The sequence below is a fragment of the Herbaspirillum sp. genome (genome assembly GCF_035644555.1).
Taxonomy (GTDB): domain Bacteria; phylum Pseudomonadota; class Gammaproteobacteria; order Burkholderiales; family Burkholderiaceae_D; genus Herbaspirillum.
This window is the reverse complement of the sequence record NZ_DASQOH010000006.1, coordinates 22529-46821: the sequence shown is the minus strand read 5'-3', so window position 1 is coordinate 46821 and position 24293 is coordinate 22529. Positions and strand designations below refer to the sequence as shown.

Here is a 24293-nt window from a genome sequence, read left to right as displayed (position 1 = left end):
CGGGACGCACAACGCACACCGTCGTGCTCGCGCGACATTATACACATGCCAATGCCCTGCGGCATCTTTGACGGGCCGCCGCCGCGCTCCTGCCCGCCTTAACGGTCCATCTGGGCCAGGGCCACGCTGCGCAGCTGGAAACGGCCGTCATTATTGAACAGCCAACTCTCCGAGAGTTCGATGCGGCCCTGCTTCAACAGCGCCGGTGGCGGTTTGGGAAAGGGTGCGGCCGTCTTCAGACTGCCCAGGGCGCTGGCTTCGGCGTGCTTGTCGCGATTGCTGCGCAGGATTTCACTTTTGACCAGATTGCCATCCCCATCGACGATGTACTTGATCACGATCACCGAGCGCAGCAAGGCCTGCGGCCTTTCCACATAGACACTGGTGAAGTTGACCTGGGAAATGCGCTTGGCCAGGTCGACCTTGTAGCCATCCACGGTGGTCGCCGTGGAGGTACCGTCTTCGGTGGTCTTTTTTTGCTCGATGAGGGTGCGCGCCAGCTCGTCACGGGATTCCTGGGTACTTTCCGGCGCCGAGCAGGCGGCCAGCATGGCCGCTACGCCTACGCCCGAGATGGCCAGTCGCCTGAGCAACTGCCGGGGCGTCTTCGACAGGCGCGCCGGCCTGGTGCGTGTATTCATTCTGGTCTCCTCTCAGATGAACGATCTTGATTCACTCAATGCCGCTCGTCAATGAAGGATTTGACTGCAAATCGCCGTGCCGATTCCCTGCCGCCGGGAGTCTGGGCGGGCATCCATAGCTTCAATCTATAGCAAGGATTCCGGTCCGCTATTGCAGCAGGGGGTGTCATCCAGCAGTCATATTTTCACCGTACCATCCGCATGCTTTCCACCCCCGGCTGCGCCCCGCAACTCCGCACGGGCGCTGCGTTTGGGCAACAACGCGAGCTAGCGAGACCACTTCCGAGATGATGCACAATCCTTCTTCCGCCGCGCTTGCGCTGCCGCCCGGCCAGGACCCGCAGGAACACAGCGAGACCGGCTTCCTGACCGTGCAGGGCATCGAAAAGCGCTTTGGCGCCTTCACCGCGCTGGATCGGGTGTCGCTGGAAGTGCGTCGCGGTGAGATGGTCTGCCTGCTGGGGCCGTCCGGATGCGGCAAGACCACCCTGCTGCGCACCATCGCCGGGCTGGAACGCCAGGACGCCGGCCAGCTCCACGCCGGCGGACGCGATATCTCCTACCTGCCACCCCAGGCGCGCGACTACGGCATCCTGTTCCAGTCCTATGCCCTGTTTCCCAACCTGACGGTGGCCGATAACGTCGCCTACGGCCTCACCGGCATGAAGCGTGATGCACGCCGGGATCGGGTCGCGGCCATGCTGGACATGGTCGGCCTGGGCGGCAGCCAGGCCAAGTATCCCGGCCAGCTCTCCGGCGGGCAGCAACAGCGCGTGGCACTGGCCCGCGCACTGGCGCCGTCGCCATCCCTGCTGCTGCTGGACGAACCGCTGTCGGCCCTGGATGCCCAGGTGCGCGAACACCTGCAACTGGAAATCCGCCGCCTGCAAAAGCAGTTCGGCATCACCACCCTGATGGTCACCCACGATCAGGAAGAAGCCATGGTCATGGCCGACCGCATCGCCGTGATGCAGCACGGTCGCATCGAACAGTTCGGCACACCGGCCGAGATCTACCGGCGCCCGGCCACGCCCTTCGTGGCCGACTTCATCGGCCATGCCAACTGGCTGCCCTTTACCCGCATCTCCGGCTCGCAGGTCGCGGTGGGAGCGCTGCGCCTGGAAATCCAGGCCGAGGAAGCCGAACTGCCCAGCGGCCGCCTGTTCTGCCGTCCGGAATCGGTCGAACTGTTCGCCACCGACGCCACCGCCAACCGTTTCCAGGCGCGGGTGACCGACCGCATCTACCTGGGTAACCGCTACCGCCTGGCACTGGCCGCCGACGCGCTGCCCGGCCAGACCCTGCTGGCCGATGTCAGCGACCAGGCCCATGAACGCCTGGCCGCCCTGCCCGCCAACGACGGCCTGTGGGTGGCCCTGCCGCGCCAGGCCCTGCAGGTGTTTGCCTGAATCTGCGATGAGCATGCCCTCCTCCCTTTCTTCGTCCGCCATGGCGATCGAACCATCCGTGCAGCCTGCCCCGGCCCTGCCCATGAGCACGGTCGATCGCAGCCAGGGCCTGCTGGCCGGCTTCAAGTGGCTGTTGCTGGTGGTGCTGCTGGTCGGCCTGGGTGGGCCGTTGCTGTTCATCCTGGCGCAGGCGGTGCTGCAGCCCGATGGCAGCTGGGCCGGTGCGGCACCGCTGATGGCACTCTTCGCCAACATCAATTTCCTGCCCATGCTGGGGCGCAGCCTCTGGGTCTCGGCTGTGACCGCCGTGGTGACGGTGCCGCTGGCCTATGTCTTCGCCTACGCCCTGCAGCGTACCTGCATCCCCTTCAAGGGCCTGTGGCGCGGGATCGGCCTGTTGCCGCTGCTGGCACCGTCGCTGCTGCCGGGCATCGCGCTGATCTACCTGTTCGGCAACCAGGGGCTGTTCAAGGAATGGATGGACGGCAGCATCTATGGCTTCTGGGGCATCCTGCTGGGTGAAGTGTTCTACACCTTCCCGCATGCCATGATGATTCTCCTGTCGGCCCTGTCGCAGGCCGACGGACGCCTCTACGACGCCGCCCATGCCATGGGCGCCTCGCGCTGGCGCATCTTCCGCACGGTCACCCTGCCGGCCACGCGCTATGGCATCTTCGGCGCGCTGTGTCTGGTCTTCACGCTCACCATCACCGACTTCGGCGTGCCGAAGATCACCGGTGGCGCCTACAGCGTGCTGGCGGTGGAAGCCTACAAGGCGGTGGTCGGCCAGCAGCAGTTCGGACGCGGTGCGCTGATCGGCTTGCTGCTGCTGGTGCCGGCCCTGCTGACCTTCGCCCTGGACGGCTGGCTGCAGCGCCGCCAGCGCGCCAACATGAGCAGCCGCTCGGAAGTCTATGTGCCCCGCCCCGACTGGCGGCGTGATGGCCTGAACCTGCTGGCAGTGGCCTTGATCGCCGCCGCCATCCTGATGATGATCGTGGTGGCCATGGGCGCCTCGCTGGTCAAGCTGTGGCCCTACAACCTGCAACTGACGCTGCAGCACTACGACTTCGACAACATGGATGGCGGTGGCTGGCTGGCCTATTTCAACAGCCTGAAACTGGCCTGCGGCACCAGCGTGGTCGGCACCATGGTGATCTTCAGCGGTGCATGGCTGATGGAAAAGACCCGTGGCCAGGCGCCGCTGTCCGCACTGCTGCGCATGCTGTGCTTCCTGCCGATGGCGGTGCCGGGGCTGGTGCTGGGCCTGGGCAGCCTGCTGTTCTTCAACCATCCGGCCAATCCCTTCAACTTCCTGTACGGGACGATGAGCCTGCTGGTGCTCTGCTGCATCGTGCACTTCTACACCACGGCCCACCTCACGGCCGTCACCGCCCTCAAGCAGCTCGATCCGGAATTCGAGGCGGCCTCGCTGTCGCTGAAGGTGCCGCTGCTGAAGACCTTTATCCGGGTCACCGTGCCGCTATGCCTGCCGCAGATGCTGGAGATCTTCCGCTACCTGTTCGTCTCCTCGATGACCACGGTCTCGGCGGTGATCTTCCTGTACCGCCCGGACACCGTACTGGCCTCGGTGGCGGTGCTGAACATGGATGATGCCGGCGATGTCGGCCCGGCCGCTGCCATGTCCACCCTGATCCTGCTGACCTCGGCCGCCGCCGCGCTGCTGATGCACCTGGCCGGTAGCCGCTGGCTGGCGCGTGCCCAGGCCTGGCGTCGTGGACGCTCCCACTGACCGCCCGCTTTCATTGCCCGTTTCTACCCTCGCGTTTTCCGACGCTTTTTCAACCCAGCCATTCACAGACGAAGGCCATCATGAAAAAAACCAAGCTGTTTTCCCTGCTCGCATCGGTGATCGGCGCCGGCATGCTGCTGGCGGCACCGGCCGTGCACGCGGCCACCACGCTGACCGTCTACACCGCCCTCGAAGCCGACCAGATCAAGGCCTACCAGGCCGCCTTCCAGAAGGCCAATCCGGACATCGAAATCAAGTGGGTACGCGACTCCACCGGCATCGTCACCGCCAAGCTGCTGGCTGAAAAGGCCAACCCGCAGGCCGACGTGATCTGGGGCCTGGCCGCCACCAGCCTGGCCCTGCTGGACAAGGAAGGCATGCTGACCCCGTACGCACCGCAAGGCCTGTCGGCCATCGACGCCAAGTACCGCAGCGCCGCCAATCCGCCGGCCTGGGTCGGCATGGACGTGTGGGCCTCGGCCATCTGCTTCAACACCGTGGAAGCCCAGAAGCAGGGCCTGCCCAAGCCGACTTCCTGGGCCGACCTGACCAAGCCGGTCTATGCCGGCAAGATCGTCATGCCCAATCCGGCCTCTTCCGGTACCGGCTACCTGGACGTCTCGGCCTGGCTGCAGATGATGGGCGAAGACAAGGGCTGGGCCTACATGGACGCCCTGCACAAGAACATCGGCCAGTACACCCACTCCGGCTCCAAGCCCTGCAAGCAGGCGGCCACCGGTGAATTCCCGATCGGTATCGCCTTTGAGTACCGCGCCGTGAAGACCAAGAAGGAAGGCGCGCCCATCGACGTGATCCTGCCGGCCGAAGGCCTGGGCTGGGACATCGAAGCCACCGCCATCGTCAAGGGCAGCAAGCACCTGGAAGCAGCCAAGAAGCTGGCCGATTTCTCCGCCAGCAAGGAAGCCATGGCCCTGTATGAAAAGAACTTCGCCGTGGTCGCCATCCCGGGCGTGGCCAAGCCGGACGAACTGCTGCCGGCCGACTACGAAAAGCGCCTGATCAAGAACGACTTCACCTGGGCCAGCACCAACCGTGATCGCATCCTGACCGAGTGGAGCAAGCGCTACGAAAGCAAGTCGGAAAAGAAGCAATGAGTACGCTGCAATAAGCATGCCGCAGGAAGGCCTGAAGCTTTCGGGCCCTGAGCAGCACCCCGCCGTCGCAGCCCAGCCTGCGACGGCGCGCAGAGAGGATCACAGGATGCCGACAGAGCGTCCGTCCACAACAGGTAGCACACATCTCGCAAACGTATCCGATGGAGCCATCCCCATGACGCAATCCCCCTCAGAGCACGATCCGCAACACTTCGACCTGGCCGTGGTCGGTTCCGGCATCCTCGGCCTGGCGCATGCCTATGCGGCCGTCAAGCGCGGCCTCAAGGTCGCCGTGTTCGAACGTACCGGCACCCCGCTGGGCGCTTCCGTACGCAACTTCGGCATGGGCCTGGTGACCGGCCAGCCGCCCGGCATCATGCTGGACCTGGCACGTGAAAGCCGCGCCATCTGGCTGCACCTGGCCGCGCGCGCGCACTTCAGCGCCCGCGAAGCCGGCACCCTGCTGTTTGCCCGCAGCGAGGCCGAGCACGATGTGCTGCAGGAATTCATGATGGTGCGCGCCCGCCAGTACGACTACCGCGCCTCGCTGCTGGAAGGCGACAAGCTCAACGCCCTCTACAACGGCCGTTTCCGCCATCACCGTTCGGCCCTGCATGGCACCGAAGACCTGCAACTGTATTCCCGCGAGGCCATGCCGGCGCTGGTGGCCTACCTGCACTCGCAGGGCGTGCATTTCCGCTTCAATACCCTGGTGCATGGCACCTCTGATGGACGCCTGTCTACCACGGCCGGCGAATTCCGTGCCGAGCGCGTGGTGGTCTGTTCGGGTCACGATTACCTGACCCTGTTCGCTGATCGCCTGCAGCCGATGAACCTGAAACAGTGCCGCCTGCAGATGCTGCGCCTGAAGACCGAAGAGCCGCTGCCACTGACCCATGCAGTGCTGACCGGGCTGTCCTGCACCCACTATGGCGCCTTCTCGGACCTGCCGACCGCGCGTGCCGTGCATGCCGAGATCGAGGCCAATGCGCCCCTGCTCAACAAGCACGGCATCCATCTGCTGGTCAGCCCCACCCCATACCAGGAATTGATCGTGGGCGATTCGCACCACTACGGCAGCGATTCGCCGCCCTTCAACAGCGAAGAGGTCGATGAACTGATGCTGGGCCTGGTGGAACACACCCTGGCCACCCGGGTCAAGGTGATCGAGCGCTGGCAAGGCGTCTATGGCAGCAAGGGACCGGGACCGTTCTCGGCCCTGCCCATCGATGCCCACACCTCGGTGGTGCTGATGCATACCGGCATCGGCATGAGCGTGGGCCTGGGTCTGGGCGAGCGCGTGGTCAAGGCTTTGCTGGAAGGCGACAGCCTGCCCACGCCCACTGCCCAGCCGGCACCGGCGACGGCGCTGGCCTGATCGTTTTACCCTCGGCATCCCTCTCCGGCGCGGCGGCCACGCTGCCGCGCCACCGGTTTTCGATCGGTCCGCTTTCCTTCCCCGCGTTCTCTTCCGCTTTTCCTTCCCGCTACGCCTGCCCTGACGTCCGCTTCGGTTTTTTCTGCCTGTTCCTGACAGAAAAAACTTCAGCCATTGCCTGCACAGAGGCGAGCCTCTCTGACGTCGTCGCTGCATCGCAATAACCGCCAGCGCCCCGCAAAGCCTTGCCGGAAGCCACTTTGCCTGCTGCAGCGCAACCAGAAATCGCTGTCCTGCGCTGTAAGCTTGTGTAAGTTTGGAGCAAGTCTTGCGTAAGTTTGACGTCGCACACTCCCGGCATGGACAAGTGGGTCCTTACGCAAGCAATGCGAAGCCAATATCGCGGTTTGTGTCTGACGGGGAAGGCGGGGGAAGAAATCTTCATGCTGTCTCCGGTGCGTTCTTGCATAACGCCCCATTCGACCATCTGTTGCATCTGTTGCACCTGTTGCATCGCAGGGTCCGTACCCCGGGTACCGCAGGCATCCATGCAGTAGCAATATCAATTAAAACCAAGGAGACAAACATGACCACAGCATCAGTCAACACGACTGCGCGCGGGATCACACCGGAGGAAAAGAAAGTCATCTTCGCCTCGTCGCTAGGCACCGTTTTCGAATGGTATGACTTCTACCTCTACGGCTCGCTCGCGGCCATCATCGCCAAGCAGTTCTTCGCCGGCACCGATCCCAACACTGCCTTCATCTTCGCCCTGCTGGCCTTTGCCGCCGGCTTCATCGTGCGCCCCTTCGGCGCGCTGGTGTTCGGCCGTCTGGGTGACCTGGTCGGTCGCAAGTACACCTTCCTGGTGACCATCCTGATCATGGGCGCATCGACCTTCATCGTCGGTGTGCTGCCCAACTACAATTCCATCGGCATCACTGCCCCGATCATCCTGATCATCCTGCGCATCCTGCAGGGCCTGGCCCTGGGCGGCGAGTACGGTGGTGCAGCCACCTACGTGGCCGAACACGCGCCGGAAGGCCGTCGCGGCGCCTTCACCGCCTGGATCCAGACCACCGCCACGATGGGCCTGTTCCTGTCGCTGCTGGTGATCCTGGGCGTGCGTACCTCGGTGGGTGAAGCCGCCTTCGCCGACTGGGGCTGGCGCATTCCCTTCCTGGTCTCCATCCTGCTGCTGGCCATCTCGGTGTGGATCCGCATGTCCATGAACGAGTCGCCGGCCTTCCTGAAGATGAAGGCTGAAGGCAAGACCTCCAAGGCCCCCCTGACCGAAGCCTTCGGCCAGTGGAAGAACCTGAAGCTGGTCATCCTGGCGCTGGTGGGCCTGACCGCAGGTCAAGCCGTGGTGTGGTACACCGGCCAGTTCTATGCCCTGTTCTTCCTGACCCAGACCCTCAAGGTCGATGGTGCCACCGCCAACATCCTGATCGCCCTGGCGCTGCTGCTGGCCACGCCCTTCTTCCTGTTCTTCGGTTCGCTGTCGGACAAGATCGGCCGCAAGCCCATCATCCTGGGTGGTTGCCTGATCGCCGCCGTCACCTACTTCCCGATCTTCAATGGCCTGACCCACTTCGCCAACCCGGCGCTGGAATCGGCTCTGCAAAAGTCGCCGGTGATCGTGACCGCCGACCCGGCCAGCTGCCAGTTCCAGTTCAACCCGACCGGCACCAAGAAGTTCACCTCGTCCTGCGACATCGTCAAGGCCAAGCTGTCGGCCGCTTCGGTGAACTACCAGAACGTGGCAGGCGCACCGGGCTCGGTGGCCACCGTCAAGATCGGCGATCGCGTGATCACCTCCTATGACGCCAACGGCCTGTCCAAGGAAGACGCTGCCGCCAAGGACAAGCAACTGTCCAAGGAACTGGCTGACGACATCAAGGCTGCCGGCTACCCGAGCAAGGCTGATCCGGAGCAGATGAACAAGCCCATGGTCCTGCTGCTGCTGTTCATTCTGGTGCTGTACGTGACCATGGTCTACGGCCCGATCGCCGCTGCCCTGGTGGAAATGTTCCCGACCCGCATCCGCTACACCTCCATGTCCATGCCCTACCACATCGGTAATGGCTGGTTTGGCGGCCTGCTGCCGACCACCTCCTTCGCGCTGGTGGCCTTCAAGGGCGACATCTACTACGGCCTGTGGTACCCGATCGTGATTGCCATGATCACCTTCGTGATCGGCCTGCTGTTCGTCAAGGAAACCGTGCACAACAACATCCACGACTGACAGTAAGACATAGCTGCTCTAACGCCCCGCGCCTTGCCGCGGGGCGTTTCGTTTGGGCCGCCGCGACCGTGGCAGTCGATATGCCTGCGGGCTCTCGCGAATAAGCTCAAGTTGTGTCCTGCCCCCACCCCCGCCGCAAAAAACATTCCGATCCTCCACACAAGCCCATCAGGAAATCTCCGATGGACGCGTCGCTGAAGATTCATACACTAGGGCCAATGACGCAGACGCTGCGTCGCGCGCAGGAAAATCCCTCTCAGGAGGGGGCGCCAGCCTTGCCAGTACGCATGACAAAACCAACCATATAAGCCATTTTCCATGACATTCCTTGATTCATTCCGATTCCTATCTCGTCTCAGCAAGAAGAAAGCAGATACGCTGGGTCAGCTCGCCGCCATCGACAAGGCGCTGGCCGTCATTGAGTTCAGCCTCGACGGAAAAATCATCAAGGCCAACAAGAATTTCCTCGATCTGATGGGTTACTCGCTCGTCGAGATCAAAGGCCAGCACCATCGCATCTTCGTGGCAGAGGAAGAACGCAATGCGCCGGCGTACTCAAGATTCTGGGAAAAACTCGCGCGGGGCGAATTTGAACAGAGTCTCTATCGTCGCATCACGAAATCGGGTGCCGAGGTCTGGATTCAGGCCACCTACAATCCCATCATGGATGCTTGGGGACGGCCCTTCAAGATCGTCAAATATGCGCGCGACGTCACGCAACAGCAGCTACAGGTGGCCGATTTCTCGGGCCAGATCAAGGCGATCAACAAGGTTCGCGCCGTGATCCAGTTTGATATCGCAGGGAACATACTCCATGCCAACGACAACTTCCTGCAGGCGGTGGGCTATTCCCTTGCTGAAATCCAGGGCAAGCATCACGCCATCTTCGTCGAGCCGAGCGAACGCGCATCTCCTCAATACAAGGACTTCTGGCATCGCCTGGGCATGGGGCAAGCTGACGCAGGGCTGTATCGCCGCGTCAAGAAAAATGGCGATCCCTTGTGGCTGCAGGCGAACTACAACCCCATCTTCGACATGAATGGACGCGTCTTCAAGATCGTCAAATACGCGACCAACGTGACCATCCAGACCCAGGCTACCCAGACTCTGCAGGCAGCGGTGACGGGGCTGACCGGCGCGCTCAGCGAAGGCGCCAGCAGTGCGCAGAAGGCGAACAATCTGGTCAAGGCGACCTCCTCCGTCGTTGTGCAAGGAGGGGACGTCATGAACGAAGTCGTTCATAAGATGAACGCAATCAATGCCAGCGCGGCAAAGATTACCGAGATCATCGCGGTGATCGACGAGATCACCTTCCGCACAAATCTGCTTGCCCTGAATGCGGCAGTCGAGGCCGCACGAGCCGGCGAGCACGGGCGAGGATTTGCCGTGGTGGCCGGCGAAGTGCGCAGTCTGGCACAACGCACGGCGGCCTCGGCCAGCGAGATCAAGACCCTGATCGGCGAATCGGTCAACGAGGCCCGGGAGGGATCGGACCTGGTCACGAACGCGGGAAAGACCATGAGCACCATCGTCGAATCGATCAACAACATCAGTGAAATCATCGAGACGATCAGCGTTTCCGCCCACAATCAGACCAATGAGATCGAACATGTCAACGGGGCGTTGGAGCAGTTGCAAATCCTGATGAAATAAAACGGGCCACTGACGCAGCTCACAACGGAGACCTACGCACCCTGGAGGCCGGCCTTGGCGTGCTCGCCAGGCCGGACGCGTTCGTCCGCCCCGCCTTCTCTTCCACCAGCTCCATCAGGCCTTGCGCCGCAATCGACAGGCTGCGCCCCTTGGGCGTGACGATCAGCAAGGGCCGCACCAGGTCAGGTGCATCCAGCGGGATGGCCACCAGCTCCGGCAGGCGGAACTGGAACAAGGTCAGTTCCGGTACCACGCTCACGCCCAGGCCGCTCTCGATCAGGGCGGCCACGGTAGCCAGGTGCTCCACTTCCAGTCCGGTATGGATCACCGCGCCCGGGCGCAGGGCTGCATCCAGGTGCTGGCGTACGCTGGTGGAACGGGCCAGGTGGATCATCTCGCAGCCGGCCAGTTGCGCCACCTTGATGCGACGCTTGCCGGCCAGCTTGTGGTCGCGCCGACAGACCAAGTAGAACGGATCGCTGTACAACGGACGGGTATCGAACTCCAGCAGGTTCGGTCCCGGCGCGGTCAGTGCGATATCGGCCTTGCCCTGGCGCAGCAGGTCCAGGCAATGGTCTGAAATGGCGTCGAACAGCTCCAGCATCACCCCCGGATAGCGACGCCGATATTCCGCCAGCACCGGCGGCAGCCAGCCCGCCGCCAGCGACGGCAAGGCGGCGATGGCCACCCTGCCCTTGCGGCGCGCCACATAATCGCTCATGTCGGCAAAGGCAGCCTCGATGTCGTGCACCAGCTGGCGTGCCACCTGCACGAACAGTTCACCTTCCGGCGTCAGAGTCACATTGCGGGTATCGCGCTCGAACAGCCGCGCCCCGGCGGCGGCCTCCAGCTTCTGGATCATGGCGCTGAAGGCGGATTGCGAAACGTGGCAGCGCTCGGCCGCGTGACCGAAATGGCGGCAGTCGACCAGGGCCAGGAAGGCCTGCAACAGGCGGGTGGAGATATTGGTTTGCATGGCGAAGGTGGGCCGGCCATTATCCTGAAAAACCGGTCAATCAATCGAAAAAAGCGACTTTACAACAAAATCGACCGCCACCTACACTCGCCCTGCTCACCTCCCAGCAGCCTCAGTACACAACAATGATCCGGCGCGTTGGAAGTGATGACAACACAAGAACATCAAACCAAACACCGGAGACACGCATGTTAGCCCTGCTAGGCTTTGTCACGATCGTATCCTTGTTCACCGCCATCCTCACCAAGAAGATGTCGCCGCTGGTGGCGCTGATCGCCATTCCCATCATCGCTGCGCTGGTCGGTGGCTTCGGCCTGCAGACCTCGAAGTTCATCGTCCAGGGCGTGACCGCCATTGCGCCGGTAGCGGGCATGTTCGTGTTTGCGATCCTGTTCTTCGGCATCGTCACCGATGCCGGCATGCTGGACCCCATCATCAGTCGTATCCTCAAGACGGTGGGCAGCCGGCCCACGCGCATCGTGCCGGGCACCGCCCTGCTGGCGCTGCTGATCCACCTGGACGGCTCGGGCGCGGTGACCTTCCTGATCACCATCCCGGCCATGCTGCCGCTATACAACCGGCTGGGCATCGACAAGCGCATCCTGGCCTGCGTGGCCTCGCTGGCGGCCGGGGTGAACTTCCTGCCGTGGACCGGGCCGATGATCCGTGCCTCGGCGGCGCTGCATATCCCGGTGTCGGACATCTTCACGCCGCTGGTGCCGGTGCAGCTGGTGGGGCTGGCCTTTGTCTTCATCGCTTCCTACCTGCTGGGCCTGAAGGAAGAACGTCGCCTCGGCCTGGGCAAGGGTTCCACGGTGGACTTCGTGCAGCAGCATGAGCTGACCGAGGCGCAAATGAAGATCCGCCGACCGCAGAATTTCTGGGCCAACATCGTGCTCACCGTGTTCGTGCTGGGCGTGATGATCAGCGGCAAGGTCGATCCGGTGGTGATGTTCATGATCGGCGTGGTACTGGCCCTGATGATCAACTACCGCGACGTGACCATGCAGCGCGAGCGCATCGACGCCCATGCCAAGGCCGCATTGCTGATGGCCAGCATCCTCTTCGCCGCTGGCGTGTTCACCGGCATCATGACCAAGTCCGGCATGTTGACCGCCATGGCCAAGACGGCCGTCGGCCTGGTGCCGCCCGACATGGCCGGCCATATTCCGGTGGTGCTGGGCCTGCTGTCGATGCCGTTGTCGCTGCTGTTCGACCCGGATTCCTTCTATTTCGGCGTGCTGCCGGTGATCGCCGAGGTCAGCCACATGCTGGGCGTACCGACCATCCAGGTGGCGCAGGCGGCGCTGCTGGGCCAGATGACCACCGGTTTCCCGGTCAGCCCCCTGACCCCGGCCACCTTCCTGGTGTGCGGCCTGGCCGGCATTGAACTGGCGGACCACCAGAAGTACACCATTCCCTTCCTGTTCGGCGCCTCGGTGGTGATGACCATCGCCTGCGTGGTGTTGGGCCTGTTCCCGCTGTTCTGAGCCAGCGACCGGCCCCGGGAAAGAAACGTTTTTGGAGAATTGCATGACCCATGATCCGCAACGCGTCGTGCGCATCGGCGCAGGTGCCGGCTACTCGGGCGACCGTATCGAACCGGCGGCCGAGCTGGCCGAACAGGGACAGCTGGACTACCTGATCTTCGAATGCCTGGCCGAGCGCACCATCGCCATCGGCCAGCAGGCGCGGCTGGCCGATCCGACCAAGGGCTACGATCCGCTGCTGGCCGAGCGCATGTACGCCGTGCTCAAGACCTGCGCCGACCAGGGCGTGCGCATCATCACCAACATGGGCGCGGCCAATCCGCAGGCCGCAGCCCGACGCATCCGCGAGATCGCCCGCGAACTGGGCCTGACGCAGCTGAAGGTCGCCGCCGTCATCGGCGACGACGTGCTGGAGGCAGTGCAGGCCGGCGACTTCCGCATCGAGGACAATGGCCAGCCGGTGGCATCCCTGGGGGAGCGCCTCATCTCGGCCAATGCCTATCTGGGCGTAGCCCCTATCCTGGAAGCCCTGCAAGCCGGTGCCGACGTGATCGTCACCGGCCGGGTGGCCGATCCGGCGCTGGTGCTGGCGCCACTGGTGCACGAATTCGGCTGGGCCGCCGACGACTGGGACAAGCTGGGCCAGGGCACCGTGGTCGGCCATCTGCTGGAATGCGCGGGCCAGATCACCGGTGGCTACTTTGCCGATCCTGGCAAGAAGGATGTGGCCGGGCTGGCGCGATTGGGCTTCCCCATCGGCGAGATCAGCGCCGACGGCAGTGCCATCATCACCAAGGTCGCCGGCTCCGGCGGCCAGGTGACGGCGCAGACCTGCAAGGAACAACTGCTCTATGAAATCCATGATCCCGTCGCCTACTACACGCCGGATGTGATCGCCGATTTCTCGCAGGTGCAGATCACCGAAATCGGCCCTGACCGCGTCGCGGTGACCGGTGGCCGTGGCCGTGCGCGCCCGGAAACCCTGAAGACCACGCTGGGCTACCGCGACAGCTTCATCGGCGAGGGCCAGATTTCCTATGCCGGACCAGGGGCGCAAGCCCGCGCCCAACTGGCCGCCGATATCGTGCGCGAGCGCCTGGCGCTGACCGGCGTGCAGACCGACGAGCTGCGCCTGGACCTGATCGGCGTGAATGCCATCAGCAGCGCGCAGATGGCGTCGGCGGCCCATGCGCCAGAGCCACAGGAAGTGCGCCTGCGCGTGGCCGGGCGCACGGCCAGCCTGAAGGAAGCGGTACGCATCGGCAACGAGGTCGAGACCCTCTACACCAATGGCCCGGCTGGTGGCGGTGGCGCGACCAAGGCCGCCCGCGAGGTCATTGCCGTGCTATCGCTGCTGCTGCCGCGCAGCCTGGTGCACCCATCCGTTCATATCGAGGAGGTCTGACATGCAACTCAGAGACATCGCCCATTCGCGCGCCGGGGACAAGGGCGACATTTCCAATATCTCGGTGATTGCCTACCGCATCGAAGACTACGCCCTGCTGGAACGAGAACTGACCGCCGAGCGGGTGCGAACGCATTTTGCGGGGGTCGTGCAGGGAGAAGTGGTGCGCTACGCCTTGCCGCAGCTGGGGACGCTCAACTTCGTGATGCAGCGCGCACTGGGCGGCGGCGTGACGCGCTCATTGGCGCTGGATGCGCATGGGAAGGCGTTGTCGGGGGTGATGCTGGGGATGGAACTGTAGCATCGAGAATCATCTGAAAATTCTCGTAACACGAGAAGAAAGAAAGAGCGCTGTTTTGGCTGCAGTTAGGTGACATTAGAGCGACGTTGGAGCGATGCGGAGAACCTTTGTCGGTCATAAATTACCCCAGGGAAAAATAGGCAAGTTTTCACCGATTACTTCGCCCGAAACAGCGTACATTGCGACTGTCCAAAGCCGGCAAGATTTGGTATCGTCCGCCCGTGATTCATTCTCGCACTGCATCAGCTCCCTGCTGATACTCTCCCCCCATTATGAAAAAACCAACTCGACTCGGCACGCCGCTTTCTCCTTCCGCCACCAAGGTCATGCTGCTGGGCTCCGGCGAACTGGGCAAGGAAGTCATCATTGCCCTGCAACGCCTGGGCGTGGAAGTGATCGCCGTTGACCGTTATGAAAACGCCCCCGGTCACCAGGTCGCGCATCGCGCCCACGTGATCAACATGACCGACGGCGCCGCCCTGGCCGCATTGATCGAGCAGGAGCAACCGGACCTGATCGTGCCCGAGATCGAGGCCATCGCCACCGAAACCCTGGTCAAGCTGGAAGAAGCCGGCCGCGCCCGCGTCATCCCGACCGCCCGCGCCGCCTGGCTGACCATGAACCGTGAAGGCATCCGCCGTCTGGCCGGTGAAACACTGAGCCTGGCGACCTCGCCCTATCGCTTCGCCGACAGCCTCGACGAGCTCAAGGCCGCCATCGACCAGATCGGCTATCCGTGCGTGATCAAGCCGGTCATGTCCTCCTCCGGCAAGGGCCAGTCCAAGATCGACAGCGCCGACGAGATCGAAGCCGCCTGGAACTACGCGGCCGCCGGCGGCCGCGTGGACTCCGGTCGCGTGATCGTGGAAGGCTTCATCGACTTCGACTACGAGATCACCCTCCTGACGGTGCGCTCGCTCAACGAAAACGGCGAGACCATCACCAGCTTCTGCGACCCCATCGGTCACGTGCAGGTCAAGGGCGACTATGTCGAATCCTGGCAGCCGCACCCGATGCCCGGCGCCGCGCTGGAGAAGGCCCGCGACATCGCCCGCAAGGTCACCGAGAACCTCGGCGGCCTGGGTCTGTTCGGGGTGGAACTGTTCGTCAAGGGCGACATGGTCTGGTTCTCCGAAGTCAGCCCGCGTCCGCACGACACCGGCATGGTCACCATGGTCAGCCAGGTGCAGAGCGAGTTCGAACTGCATGCCAAGGCCATCCTCGGCCTGCCGGTCAATACCGCGCTGCGTACCCCGGGTGCGTCGGCCGTGATCTACGGTCAACATGAAGCCCGTGGCATCGCCTTCGACGGCGTGGCCGAGGCATTGCGCATCCCCGGCGCCGATATCCGCCTGTTCGGCAAGCCCGAGTCCTTCGCCCGTCGCCGCATGGGCGTGGCCCTGGCCGCCGCCGACAATGTGGAAACCGCCCGCATCCGCGCCAAGCAGGCCGCGGCCAAGGTCAAGCCGGTGATCCCGGAATAAGCGTCGCAAACGATCTGGCCGACGGGCTCCGAGATGCATCGGAGCCCGTTTTGCTTTTGGGGCCGGCAACGCGGTGGGGAAACGATATAAACAATATTCCCGTCGGCTCTGGTTATAATCGTCGGCTCCCTCCACAACAGCAGCTTTGCTCACGATCATGAAGTGCGATGTCGCCATCATCGGCAGCGGTCTGGCCGGTCTCTCCGTAGCTCTCCATCTTGCCGAAAAGTATCAGGTCGTGGTCGTCTCCAAGGGCGAACTGCTGGACGGCGCCAGCAACTGGGCGCAAGGCGGCATCGCCGCCGTGCTGGATTCGGGCGACAGCCACGCCCAGCACATCGAGGACACGCTGGTGGCCGGTGCCGGCCTGTGTGACGAAGGCGCCACCCGCGCCATCGTCGAACAAGGTCGCCAGGCCATCGAATGGCTGATCGCCCAGGGCGTACCCTTCACCCGCGACGACAGCGCCGAGCTGGGCTACCACCTGACCCGCGAAGGCGGCCACAGCCAGCGCCGCATCATCCACGCCGCCGATGCCACCGGGCATGCGGTGCAGGTGACGCTGGAACAGCGCGTGCGCGCCCACCCCAACATCACCCTGCTGGAACACCACTGCGCCATCGACCTGATCCACGCCGGCAGGCGCGATCGCGGGGCCGAGCCGCGCTGCCTGGGCGTGCATGTGCAAGACAGCCAGAGCGGCCGGGTGCTGGCCATCGCCGCCGGCCGCACCGTGCTGGCCACCGGCGGTGCGGGCAAGGTCTACCTGTACACCTCCAACCCGGATTCGGCCACCGGTGACGGCATTGCCATGGCCTGGCGCGCCGGCTGCCGGGTGGCCAACATGGAATTCATCCAGTTCCATCCGACCTGCCTGTATCACCCCTATGCCAAGTCCTTCCTCATCAGCGAGGCGCTGCGCGGCGAAGGCGCCCTGCTCAAGCTGCCGGCCTCGGCCGGTACGGCCGCCGGCCAGCGCTTCATGCCCGAGCACGATGCCCGGGCCGAGCTGGCGCCGCGCGACATCGTGGCCCGCGCCATCGACTTCGAGATGAAGAAACGCGGCCTGGACCATGTGGACCTGGACATCAGCCACCAGAGCCCGGCCTTCATCGCCGAGCACTTCCCGACCATCCAGGCGCGCTGCCTGGAGTTCGGCATCGACATCACGCGCCAGCCTATCCCGGTGGTGCCAGCCGCCCACTACACCTGCGGCGGCGTGGTGACCGACATGGCCGGTCGCACCGACCTGCCCGGGCTGTACGCCGTGGGCGAGACCGCGTATACGGGTCTGCACGGCGCCAACCGGCTGGCCAGCAATTCGCTGCTGGAGTGCGTGGTGCTGGGACGCGCCGCGGCTGCCGATATCGAGCGCGAACTGGCTGCTGGCACCTGGCGCGTGGCCGACCTGCCGGCCTGGGATGAAAGCCGTGTCACCGATGCCGACGAGGAGGTGGTGATCGCCCACAACTGGGACGAACTGCGTCGCTTCATGTGGAACTACGTGAGCATCGTACGTACCGACAAGCGCCTGGAGCGCGCCCAGCATCGCATCCGCCTGCTCAAGGAAGAGATCGACGAGTATTACGCCAACTTCCGCGTCTCGCGCGATCTGCTGGAACTGCGCAACCTGGTGGACGTGGCGCAGCTGATCGTCTCCAGCGCACTGATGCGCAAGGAAAGCCGGGGCCTGCACTTCAGCCAGGACTATCCGCGCACGCTGCCCCGCGCCACGCCGACCATCCTGCCCGGGCGGCAATGATGCGTCAGCTCCCTGCCCCGCACCGGCTTGCCAACGTGACAAAGAGGTAGGGAGATCAAGCGACAAGGCCCGCCGGATTTCTCCGGCGGGCCTTGTCGTTCCAGCGTACGGACAGCGTCAGCCGACCACGCGCAGGGAAAAGTCGGTGGCCTGGATATCCTTGGTCAGGCTGCCAATGGAAATGCGGTCCACGCCGGTCTCCGCAATGGCGCGCACGGTCTGCATGTTGATGCCGCCGGAAGCCTCCAGCAAGGCGCGGCCGGCATTGATGACCACGGCCTCGCGCATCAGCTCAAGCGAAAAATTGTCCAGCAGGATGGATTGCGCGCCGGCCTGCAGCGCTTCTTCCAGCTCCTGCAGGTTCTCCACCTCAACCTGGATGGTGACACCGGCATTGAGCTTGATGGCAGCCGCCACAGCGGCCGTGATGCCACCGGCAGCAGCAATATGGTTTTCCTTGATCAGGATGCCGTCGTACAGAGCCAGGCGCTGGTTGGCGCCGCCACCGACGCGCACCGCGTACTTCTGCGCCAGGCGCAGGCCCGGCAGGGTCTTGCGGGTATCCAGGATGGACGCAGGCGTACCCTGCACCACCTCTACGTAACGCCGGGTAGCGCTGGCAACGCCCGAAAGCAGCTGCAGGAAGTTCAGCGCACCGCGCTCGGCGGTCAGCAAGGCACGGGCCGGGCCTTCGATGGTGCAGACCTCGCTGTCGGCCGTCATCATCTCCCCTTCGGCGTAGCGCCAGCTGACCTGCAGCCGCGGGTCGAGGCGGGTCATGACGGCTTCGAACCAGGGCGCACCGCACAGCACGGCGGCTTCGCGCACGATCACGCGGGCCTTGACGAACTCGCTCTCCGGCACCAGCAGGCCAGTGTAGTCGCAGTCACCGACGTCTTCGGCAATAGCCTGGTTGACGTTGGCATCGAAGGCCGCATGCAGTGCCGGATCGAAGGGTGCGAAGGGATTGCGCAGATTGCTGGCGGCGACGGTGGAGGCCGAGGACGCGGATTTGAGGGCGTGGAGAGTCATGCGGGGCCGATTCCTGCAAACAGTTGCTGTTCATCTTCAAGGCGCGCGGACGGGCGGACCTTGGCCTTGCGCTGGGCGGCGAAGTCCAGCATGCGATCGATGCAGACCACGGCCTGCTGGCCTACGGCGGGATCGACATGGATTTCGTTGGCGCCGGTTTCCAGCACGTGCAGCAGATTCTGCAAACCGTTCATGGCCATCCACGGGCAATGGGCGCAACTCTTGCAGGTAGCGCTGTTGCCGGCCGTGGGGGCATCGATGAAACGCTTGCCGGGGGCGGCGGCGCGCATCTTGTGCAGGATGCCGTTGTCGGTGGCGACGATGAAGGCCGGGGCGTCAGACGCTTGCACGGCGGCGATCAGTTGCGAGGTCGAACCGATCACGTCGGCCTGGGCCACCACGGCCTCGGGCGACTCGGGGTGCACCAGCACCAGCGCATCGGGATGTTCGGCGCGCATCAGCTCAAGTTCCACGCCCTTGAATTCGTCGTGCACCAGGCAGGAACCCTGCCACAGCAGCATGTCGGCGCCGGTCTGCTTCTGGATGTAGCTGCCCAGGTGCTTGTCGGGCGCCCACAGGATCTTCTTGCCCTGGGCATGCAGGTGCTGGACGATTTCCAGGCCGATGCCGGAGGTCACCATCCAGTCGGCCCTGGCCTTCACAGCCGCGCTGGTATTGGCATAGACCACCACGGTACGGTCCGGGTGCTGGTCGCAGAAGGCGGCAAATTCCTCGGCCGGGCAACCCAGGTCCAGCGAACAGGTCGCCTCCAGGTCGGGCATGAGGATGCGCTTTTCCGGGCTCAGGATCTTGGCGGTCTCGCCCATGAAGCGCACGCCGGCCACCACCAGGGTCTGGGCCGCGTGGTCACGGCCGAAACGCGCCATTTCCAGCGAATCGGAGACGCAGCCGCCGGTTTCCTCGGCCAGGTCCTGCAGGTCTCCATCGACGTAGTAGTGCGCCACCAGCACCGCCTGCTTTTCCTTGAGCAGTTGGCGGATGCGCGCCTTGAGCTGCGCGCGTTCCTCGGGGCTGGGCGTGGCCGGTACCTTGGCCCACGCATTGGCGGTACAACTGCCGCCGGTCTCCATTTGCGGTCGCTCGAACTCGACGACCTTGGTTGCTGTTGCTTGCATGGCGGTCAACAATGCTGCGATTGAGGGTTATTCGATGCCCTGGCTGGCCAGGTAGTCTTCGTAGTTGCCACGGAAGTCGATCACCTGGCCGTCCTTCACTTCGAGGATGCGGGTGGCCAGCGACGACACGAACTCACGGTCATGCGAGACGAAGATCAGCGTGCCCGCATACTTCTCCAGCGCGATGTTGAGCGACTCGATGGACTCCATGTCCATGTGGTTGGTCGGTTCGTCCATCAGCAACACGTTATGGCGGCCCAGCATCAGCTTGCCATACATCATGCGGCCCTTTTCACCACCGGAGAGCACCTTCACGGACTTCTTGACGTCGTCGCCGGAGAACAGCAGACGACCCAGGATGCCGCGCACGGCCTGGTCGTCGTCGCCCTCCTGAGTCCACTTGCCCATCCAGTCGGTGAGGGTCTCGCCGGCAGCGAATTCCTCGGTCGGGTCCTGCGGCATGTAGCCCACGTTGGCATTCTCGGCCCACTTCACCTGGCCGGAATCCGGGTGCAGGCCGGTGACGTCGCCACCGATGCTGCGCAACAGCGTAGTCTTACCGGCGCCGTTGGCGCCGATGATGGCGATCTTTTCGCCGGCTTCGACCATGATGCTGAAGTTCTTGAAGATGTCGCGGTCGTAGGTCTTGGTGATGCCCTGGGTTTCCACGGCCAGGCGGTGCAGCTTCTTCTCGCCCTCGAAGCGCACGAAGGGGTTCACGCGGGAAGACGGCTTGATGTCCTCGACCTTGATCTTGTCGATCTGCTTGGCACGCGAAGTCGCCTGGCGGGCCTTGGACTTGTTGGCCGAGAAGCGGCGCACGAAGTCCTGCAGTTCTGCGACCTTTTCCTTGGCCTTGGCATTGACGGCCAGTTGCTGGGCGCGTGCCTGGGAGGATGCCAGCATGTACTCGTCATAGTTGCCCGGGTAGATCTTCAGGGTGCCATAGTCCATGTCGGCCATGTGGGTGCAGACCTGGTTCAGGAAGTGGCGATCGTGGGAAATGATGATCATGGTGGAATTGCGCTCGTTGAGCACGTCTTCCAGCCAGCGGATGGTGTTGATGTCCAGGTTGTTGGTCGGTTCGTCCAGCAGCAGGATGTCGGGGTTGGAGAACAGGGCCTGCGCCAGCAGCACGCGCAGCTTCCAGCCGGGGGCGACGTTGCTCATGGGACCGTTGTGCTGTTCGATGGGCACGCCCACGCCCAGCAGCAGTTCGCCGGCACGCGCTTCGGCGGTATAGCCGTCGAATTCGGCAAAGCGGGCTTCCAGGTCGGCCGCCTTCATGTAGTCGTCGTCGGTGGCATCCGGGTTGGCATAGATGGCGTCGCGCTCGGACATGGCATCCCACATCTCGACGTGGCCCATCATGACCACGTCCAGCACGCGCATCTCTTCGTAGGCGAACTGGTCCTGGCGCAGTTTGCCCAGGCGTTCGTTGACGTCCAGGCTGACGTTGCCGCCCGAGGGTTCCAGATCGCCACCCAGGATCTTCATGAAGGTGGACTTGCCGCAGCCATTGGCGCCGATCAGGCCATAGCGATTGCCATCGCCGAACTTGACGGAAATATTCTCGAACAACGGCTTGGCGCCGAACTGCATGGTGATGTTTGCGGTGGATAGCACTGCGAAAACCTTTTCAAAAATGTAACTTGCGTGCGCCAGTCCAGACCAAAGCCGTGGCACGCGAAACGTGCGATTTTACCACTGCGCGCCCGCCAAGGCTTGCCTGCGGCCGCTGGCGAGTGCGCGAAACTTGTCAAACAGCCATTCCCAAACCCGCTTTGACTGTCTGGACTTACAATTGCGCGGGATTTTTAGCCCCAGGATGAGGCTCTACCCACTTTGTCACTCTGGAAACTGCAAGCATGAAGCAAGCCACCCCGGCCCTTGCGGCCACCCTGATGCTCTCCACCCTGGCCATGGGCCATGCCCTGGCCGCCGAGACCGGCTACAACATCTGGACCAACGAATACACCGTGTCCCGTCAGCAACTGCAAAGTGCCATCGCGCCGCAATTCCCGCGCAAGCTGCGCTACATGGACATCTTCGACGTCACCCTGAGCAATCCGCGGCTGGGCATGTTGCCGGACGAAAACCGCATGAACACCGTGGTCGATGCGCAGATTGCCAACCCGCTGCTGCTGCAGCGCCCGGTCAATGCGGTACTGACGCTGAGCAGCGCCTTCAAGTACGACCCGGCCACCCGCTCGCTGCGCCTGGACGCGCCCAAGGTGGACAAGGTCGACAGCACCGACCTGCCGCCGCAGTATGCGCAGCAGCTGACCGCGCTGGGTAACGCCGCTGCCGACCAGTTCCTGCGCGATTACGCGCTCTATACCTTCACGCCAGAACAGTTGCAGATGAATGGCAAACGCTTCGAACCCGGCAAGATCACCGTCGAAAAGGATGCGGTGAAGGTCGAGGTCAAGGAGCAATAAGCACCCTGCCCGCGCCTGCTCCCCCTCGGCCTCAGGCCCGGCGCAGAGGCAAGAACGGGTAGTCCGACAGGGTCAGCGTGAAGCCTTGCGCGCCCTGCGCGTCCAGCACCGCATGGGCACCCAGCGGCAGCGTGACCAGGTCGCGCACATGACCGAAGGGCAGCCCGGTGACGATCGGGGTGGCGATGCGCTGGCGCAGGAAGGCCAGCATCGCCGTGAAATCGTAGCCGTTGTCGATCTCGGCCAGCCGGTAACCCGAAAAATCGCCCAGCACGATGGCCTGCTGGCGCGCCAGTACGCCGGCCTGCTCCAGCTGCAGGATCATCCGCTCGACGCGGAAGGGATGTTCATTCACGTCTTCCAGAAACAGAATGCCGCCGTCCATCCTGGGGAAGCGCGGATGACCTACCATGTGCGCCATCATCGCCAGATTACCGCCCCACAAACGGCCCTCGCAGCGCACTTCCGGGCTGAGTGGATCGGTACGGCGGTCGCCAATGGCGGGACGCTCGGGATCGCTCTCACCCTGGTAGTTGCGCACCACCACCTGCGGCGAAGTCAGGGTGCGCCAGAAGGTCGCCAGCGCCTGCCAGTTGGGGGCCAGGGCGCCGAAGTCGCCATTGAGCATCGGGCCCTGGAAGCCGGCGTGACCGCACTGGTCCAATAGGACACACTGCAGCGCCGTGAAATCGCTGTAACCCACCAGCAGCTTGCCGCTGGCGGCCAGGGCCGGGATATCCAGCGCCGGCAGGATGCGGCTCATACCGTAGGAACCGCGCAGCCCCAGGATCACGTCAATCTCCGGATCGGCGGCGGCCTCCATCAACTGCGCGGCGCGCTGTTCGTCGCTGGCGCCAAAGCGCTGGTAGCGCTGCGCATGGTCATAGAAGTTGCGCACCCGGCAGCCCAGCGACTCCAGCAGGGCCACGCCACGCTGCACGCCCTCCGGGTCCAGCCCGGCATGACCGCAGGGGGCAACGATGGCCACGCCGGTGCCAGCCGGCACCAGTCCGTCGAGAAGTTCGCGACCTGCTGTCATGCTGCTCCACCTTGTTGTTCACCTTCAGCGGACGTCGACTGCAGGCGTTGTTGCTTCACCTGTTCACGCCGCATGGCGAAGAATTCTTTCAATAACTGCCCGCATTCCTCGGCCATCACGCCACCCAGCAGCTCGGTGTGATGGTTCAGTTTTTCCTGCTCGAACAGGTTCACCACCGAACCGCAGGCCCCGGTCTTGGGATCGGCCGCACCATACACCACCCGCGCCAGGCGCGCATGCATTATGGCGCCGGAGCACATGACACAGGGCTCCAGCGTCACGTACAGCTCACAGCCGGGCAGCCGGTAGTTGCCCAGTTTTTCGGCGGCGCGGCGCAGGGCCATGATCTCGGCATGCGCGGTCGGGTCATGCTTGCCGATGGGCTGGTTGAAGCCGGTCGCGATGACCACCCCATCCTTGACCACCACCGCGCCCACCGGCACCTCGCCCAGCGCCCAGGCGTTGTTGGCCTGGTCGAGCGCGGCACGCATGTGGCGCAGGTCGGCTTCGGTTGCCGCCGATGGCGTCGGTGCTGTCGATGGCGTCGCCGCCTCGAGCGGAAGCGAAGCGTCCATCAGTCGGCCGTGATCTCGGCCCAGCAATTGGGCGTTTCGTGCAGCACCAGCTTTTGCAGATGCAGGCCGGTGCCATAACGGTCCTTGTAGGCCGCCTTGAGGATGGCGAAGGCTTCACGGGCCAGGTTTTCCACGGTGGGGATGCTGCCGATGACCACCGTCTTGTGGCCCGGCAGGCTGGCCAGGAAGTCGCGCACCGGCGCGTCCTTGTCATAGACCAGGAAGGCGTGGTCCCAGACGTCCACCAGGTGTTCCTTGGCCAGGGACTTGATGTCGGAGAAGTCCATGATCATGCCGTTGTCGGAATTGCCCTCGATATCGATGACCGCGCCGGTCAGGGTGATTTCCAGCGTATAGCGGTGGCCATGCAGGTTGCGGCACTGGCTCTTGTGGTCCGGAATACGGTGGCCGGCGTCGAATTCGAGTTTGCGGGTAATGGTCAGCATGAATGTTTC

The 24293-nt window shown here is 63.8% G+C and carries 20 protein-coding genes; 12 read left to right on the top strand and 8 right to left on the bottom strand.

The features are described 5' to 3' along the window. Positions 1-98: 98 nt before the first annotated feature. Positions 99-641 (bottom strand): hypothetical protein, encoded by a 543-nt coding sequence (locus VE092_RS01915; protein ID WP_324873264.1) that lies wholly within the window; start codon positions 639-641, stop codon positions 99-101. 287 nt (positions 642-928) lie between these two features. Between VE092_RS01915 and VE092_RS01910 the strand changes: the two genes are divergently transcribed. From VE092_RS01910 to VE092_RS01885, 6 genes are all read left to right on the top strand, one after another. Continuing rightward, positions 929-2050, top strand: a complete 1122-nt coding sequence (locus VE092_RS01910; protein WP_324873262.1) for a putative 2-aminoethylphosphonate ABC transporter ATP-binding protein — start codon at positions 929-931, stop codon at positions 2048-2050. 7 nt (positions 2051-2057) lie between these two features. Then, positions 2058-3803: a putative 2-aminoethylphosphonate ABC transporter permease subunit gene (locus VE092_RS01905; protein ID WP_324873260.1), complete on the top strand. Its 1746-nt coding sequence runs from the start codon at positions 2058-2060 to the stop codon at positions 3801-3803. Between the two features lie 131 nt (positions 3804-3934). Next, a complete protein-coding gene (locus tag VE092_RS01900) occupies positions 3935-4918 on the top strand; it encodes a putative 2-aminoethylphosphonate ABC transporter substrate-binding protein (RefSeq protein WP_414653390.1) in 984 nt (327 codons plus the stop codon). A gap of 175 nt (positions 4919-5093) precedes the next feature. Continuing rightward, the gene (locus tag VE092_RS01895; protein ID WP_324873256.1) at positions 5094-6296 is read left to right on the top strand and encodes a TIGR03364 family FAD-dependent oxidoreductase; all 1203 of its coding nucleotides are present in this window, start codon (positions 5094-5096) and stop codon (positions 6294-6296) included. A gap of 586 nt (positions 6297-6882) precedes the next feature. Continuing rightward, the gene (locus VE092_RS01890) at positions 6883-8544 is read left to right on the top strand and encodes an MFS transporter (protein WP_324873254.1); all 1662 of its coding nucleotides are present in this window, start codon (positions 6883-6885) and stop codon (positions 8542-8544) included. Positions 8545-8862: 318 nt separating this feature from the next. Beyond that, a complete protein-coding gene (locus tag VE092_RS01885) occupies positions 8863-10197 on the top strand; it encodes a PAS domain-containing methyl-accepting chemotaxis protein (RefSeq protein WP_324873252.1) in 1335 nt (444 codons plus the stop codon). 19 nt (positions 10198-10216) lie between these two features. Here VE092_RS01885 and VE092_RS01880 read toward each other — a convergent pair whose 3' ends face one another. Beyond that, positions 10217-11173 carry a LysR family transcriptional regulator gene (locus tag VE092_RS01880; RefSeq protein WP_324873250.1) on the bottom strand — a complete coding sequence of 319 codons (957 nt, stop codon included), beginning with the start codon at positions 11171-11173 and terminating at the stop codon, positions 10217-10219. 188 nt (positions 11174-11361) lie between these two features. Here VE092_RS01880 and VE092_RS01875 point away from each other — a divergent pair, with 188 nt between their 5' ends. The 5 genes from VE092_RS01875 (at position 11362) to nadB (ending at position 17615) form a co-directional block, all read left to right on the top strand. Then, complete coding sequence (locus tag VE092_RS01875; RefSeq protein WP_234296576.1) at positions 11362-12663, top strand: CitMHS family transporter; 1302 nt, start codon at positions 11362-11364, stop codon at positions 12661-12663. Between the two features lie 43 nt (positions 12664-12706). Further along, positions 12707-14068 carry an acyclic terpene utilization AtuA family protein gene (locus VE092_RS01870; protein ID WP_324873246.1) on the top strand — a complete coding sequence of 454 codons (1362 nt, stop codon included), beginning with the start codon at positions 12707-12709 and terminating at the stop codon, positions 14066-14068. Between the two features lies 1 nt (position 14069). Continuing rightward, entirely contained in the window at positions 14070-14369 is a 300-nt protein-coding gene (locus tag VE092_RS01865; protein WP_324873244.1) for an AtuA-related protein, read from the top strand. Between the two features lie 272 nt (positions 14370-14641). After that, complete coding sequence (gene purT / locus VE092_RS01860) at positions 14642-15853, top strand: formate-dependent phosphoribosylglycinamide formyltransferase (protein ID WP_006712647.1); 1212 nt, start codon at positions 14642-14644, stop codon at positions 15851-15853. A gap of 157 nt (positions 15854-16010) precedes the next feature. Then, positions 16011-17615: an L-aspartate oxidase gene (gene nadB / locus VE092_RS01855; RefSeq protein WP_324873241.1), complete on the top strand. Its 1605-nt coding sequence runs from the start codon at positions 16011-16013 to the stop codon at positions 17613-17615. A 117-nt stretch (positions 17616-17732) separates the two neighbouring features. On the opposite strand, the gene nadC is transcribed toward nadB, so the two are convergent. From nadC to VE092_RS01840, 3 genes are read right to left on the bottom strand one after another with little or no spacing between them, the layout of a single operon-like run. Further along, positions 17733-18647, bottom strand: a complete 915-nt coding sequence (gene nadC / locus VE092_RS01850) for a carboxylating nicotinate-nucleotide diphosphorylase (protein WP_324873238.1) — start codon at positions 18645-18647, stop codon at positions 17733-17735. Continuing rightward, entirely contained in the window at positions 18644-19783 is a 1140-nt protein-coding gene (nadA, locus tag VE092_RS01845; protein WP_324873236.1) for a quinolinate synthase NadA, read from the bottom strand. Before nadA ends, nadC begins: the two co-directional genes overlap by 4 nt. Before the next feature lie 27 nt (positions 19784-19810). After that, on the bottom strand, positions 19811-21409 hold the full coding sequence (locus VE092_RS01840) for an ABC-F family ATPase (RefSeq protein WP_006712651.1): 1599 nt from the start codon (positions 21407-21409) through the stop codon (positions 19811-19813). Positions 21410-21651: 242 nt separating this feature from the next. Here VE092_RS01840 and VE092_RS01835 point away from each other — a divergent pair, with 242 nt between their 5' ends. Continuing rightward, positions 21652-22224, top strand: coding sequence for a DUF1439 domain-containing protein (locus tag VE092_RS01835; protein WP_324873234.1), 573 nt, complete (start codon positions 21652-21654; stop codon positions 22222-22224). A 31-nt stretch (positions 22225-22255) separates the two neighbouring features. On the opposite strand, the gene ldcA is transcribed toward VE092_RS01835, so the two are convergent. The 3 genes from ldcA to queD are packed head-to-tail and all read right to left on the bottom strand — an operon-like array spanning position 22256 to position 24284. Beyond that, positions 22256-23263: a muramoyltetrapeptide carboxypeptidase gene (gene ldcA, locus VE092_RS01830; protein ID WP_324873232.1), complete on the bottom strand. Its 1008-nt coding sequence runs from the start codon at positions 23261-23263 to the stop codon at positions 22256-22258. Continuing rightward, positions 23260-23838, bottom strand: coding sequence for a tRNA adenosine(34) deaminase TadA (tadA, locus tag VE092_RS01825; RefSeq protein ID WP_324873230.1), 579 nt, complete (start codon positions 23836-23838; stop codon positions 23260-23262). The genes ldcA and tadA overlap by 4 nt, the downstream gene beginning before the upstream one ends. Then, entirely contained in the window at positions 23838-24284 is a 447-nt protein-coding gene (gene queD / locus VE092_RS01820) for a 6-carboxytetrahydropterin synthase QueD (protein WP_006712655.1), read from the bottom strand. The genes tadA and queD overlap by 1 nt, the downstream gene beginning before the upstream one ends. Positions 24285-24293: the final 9 nt, after the last annotated feature.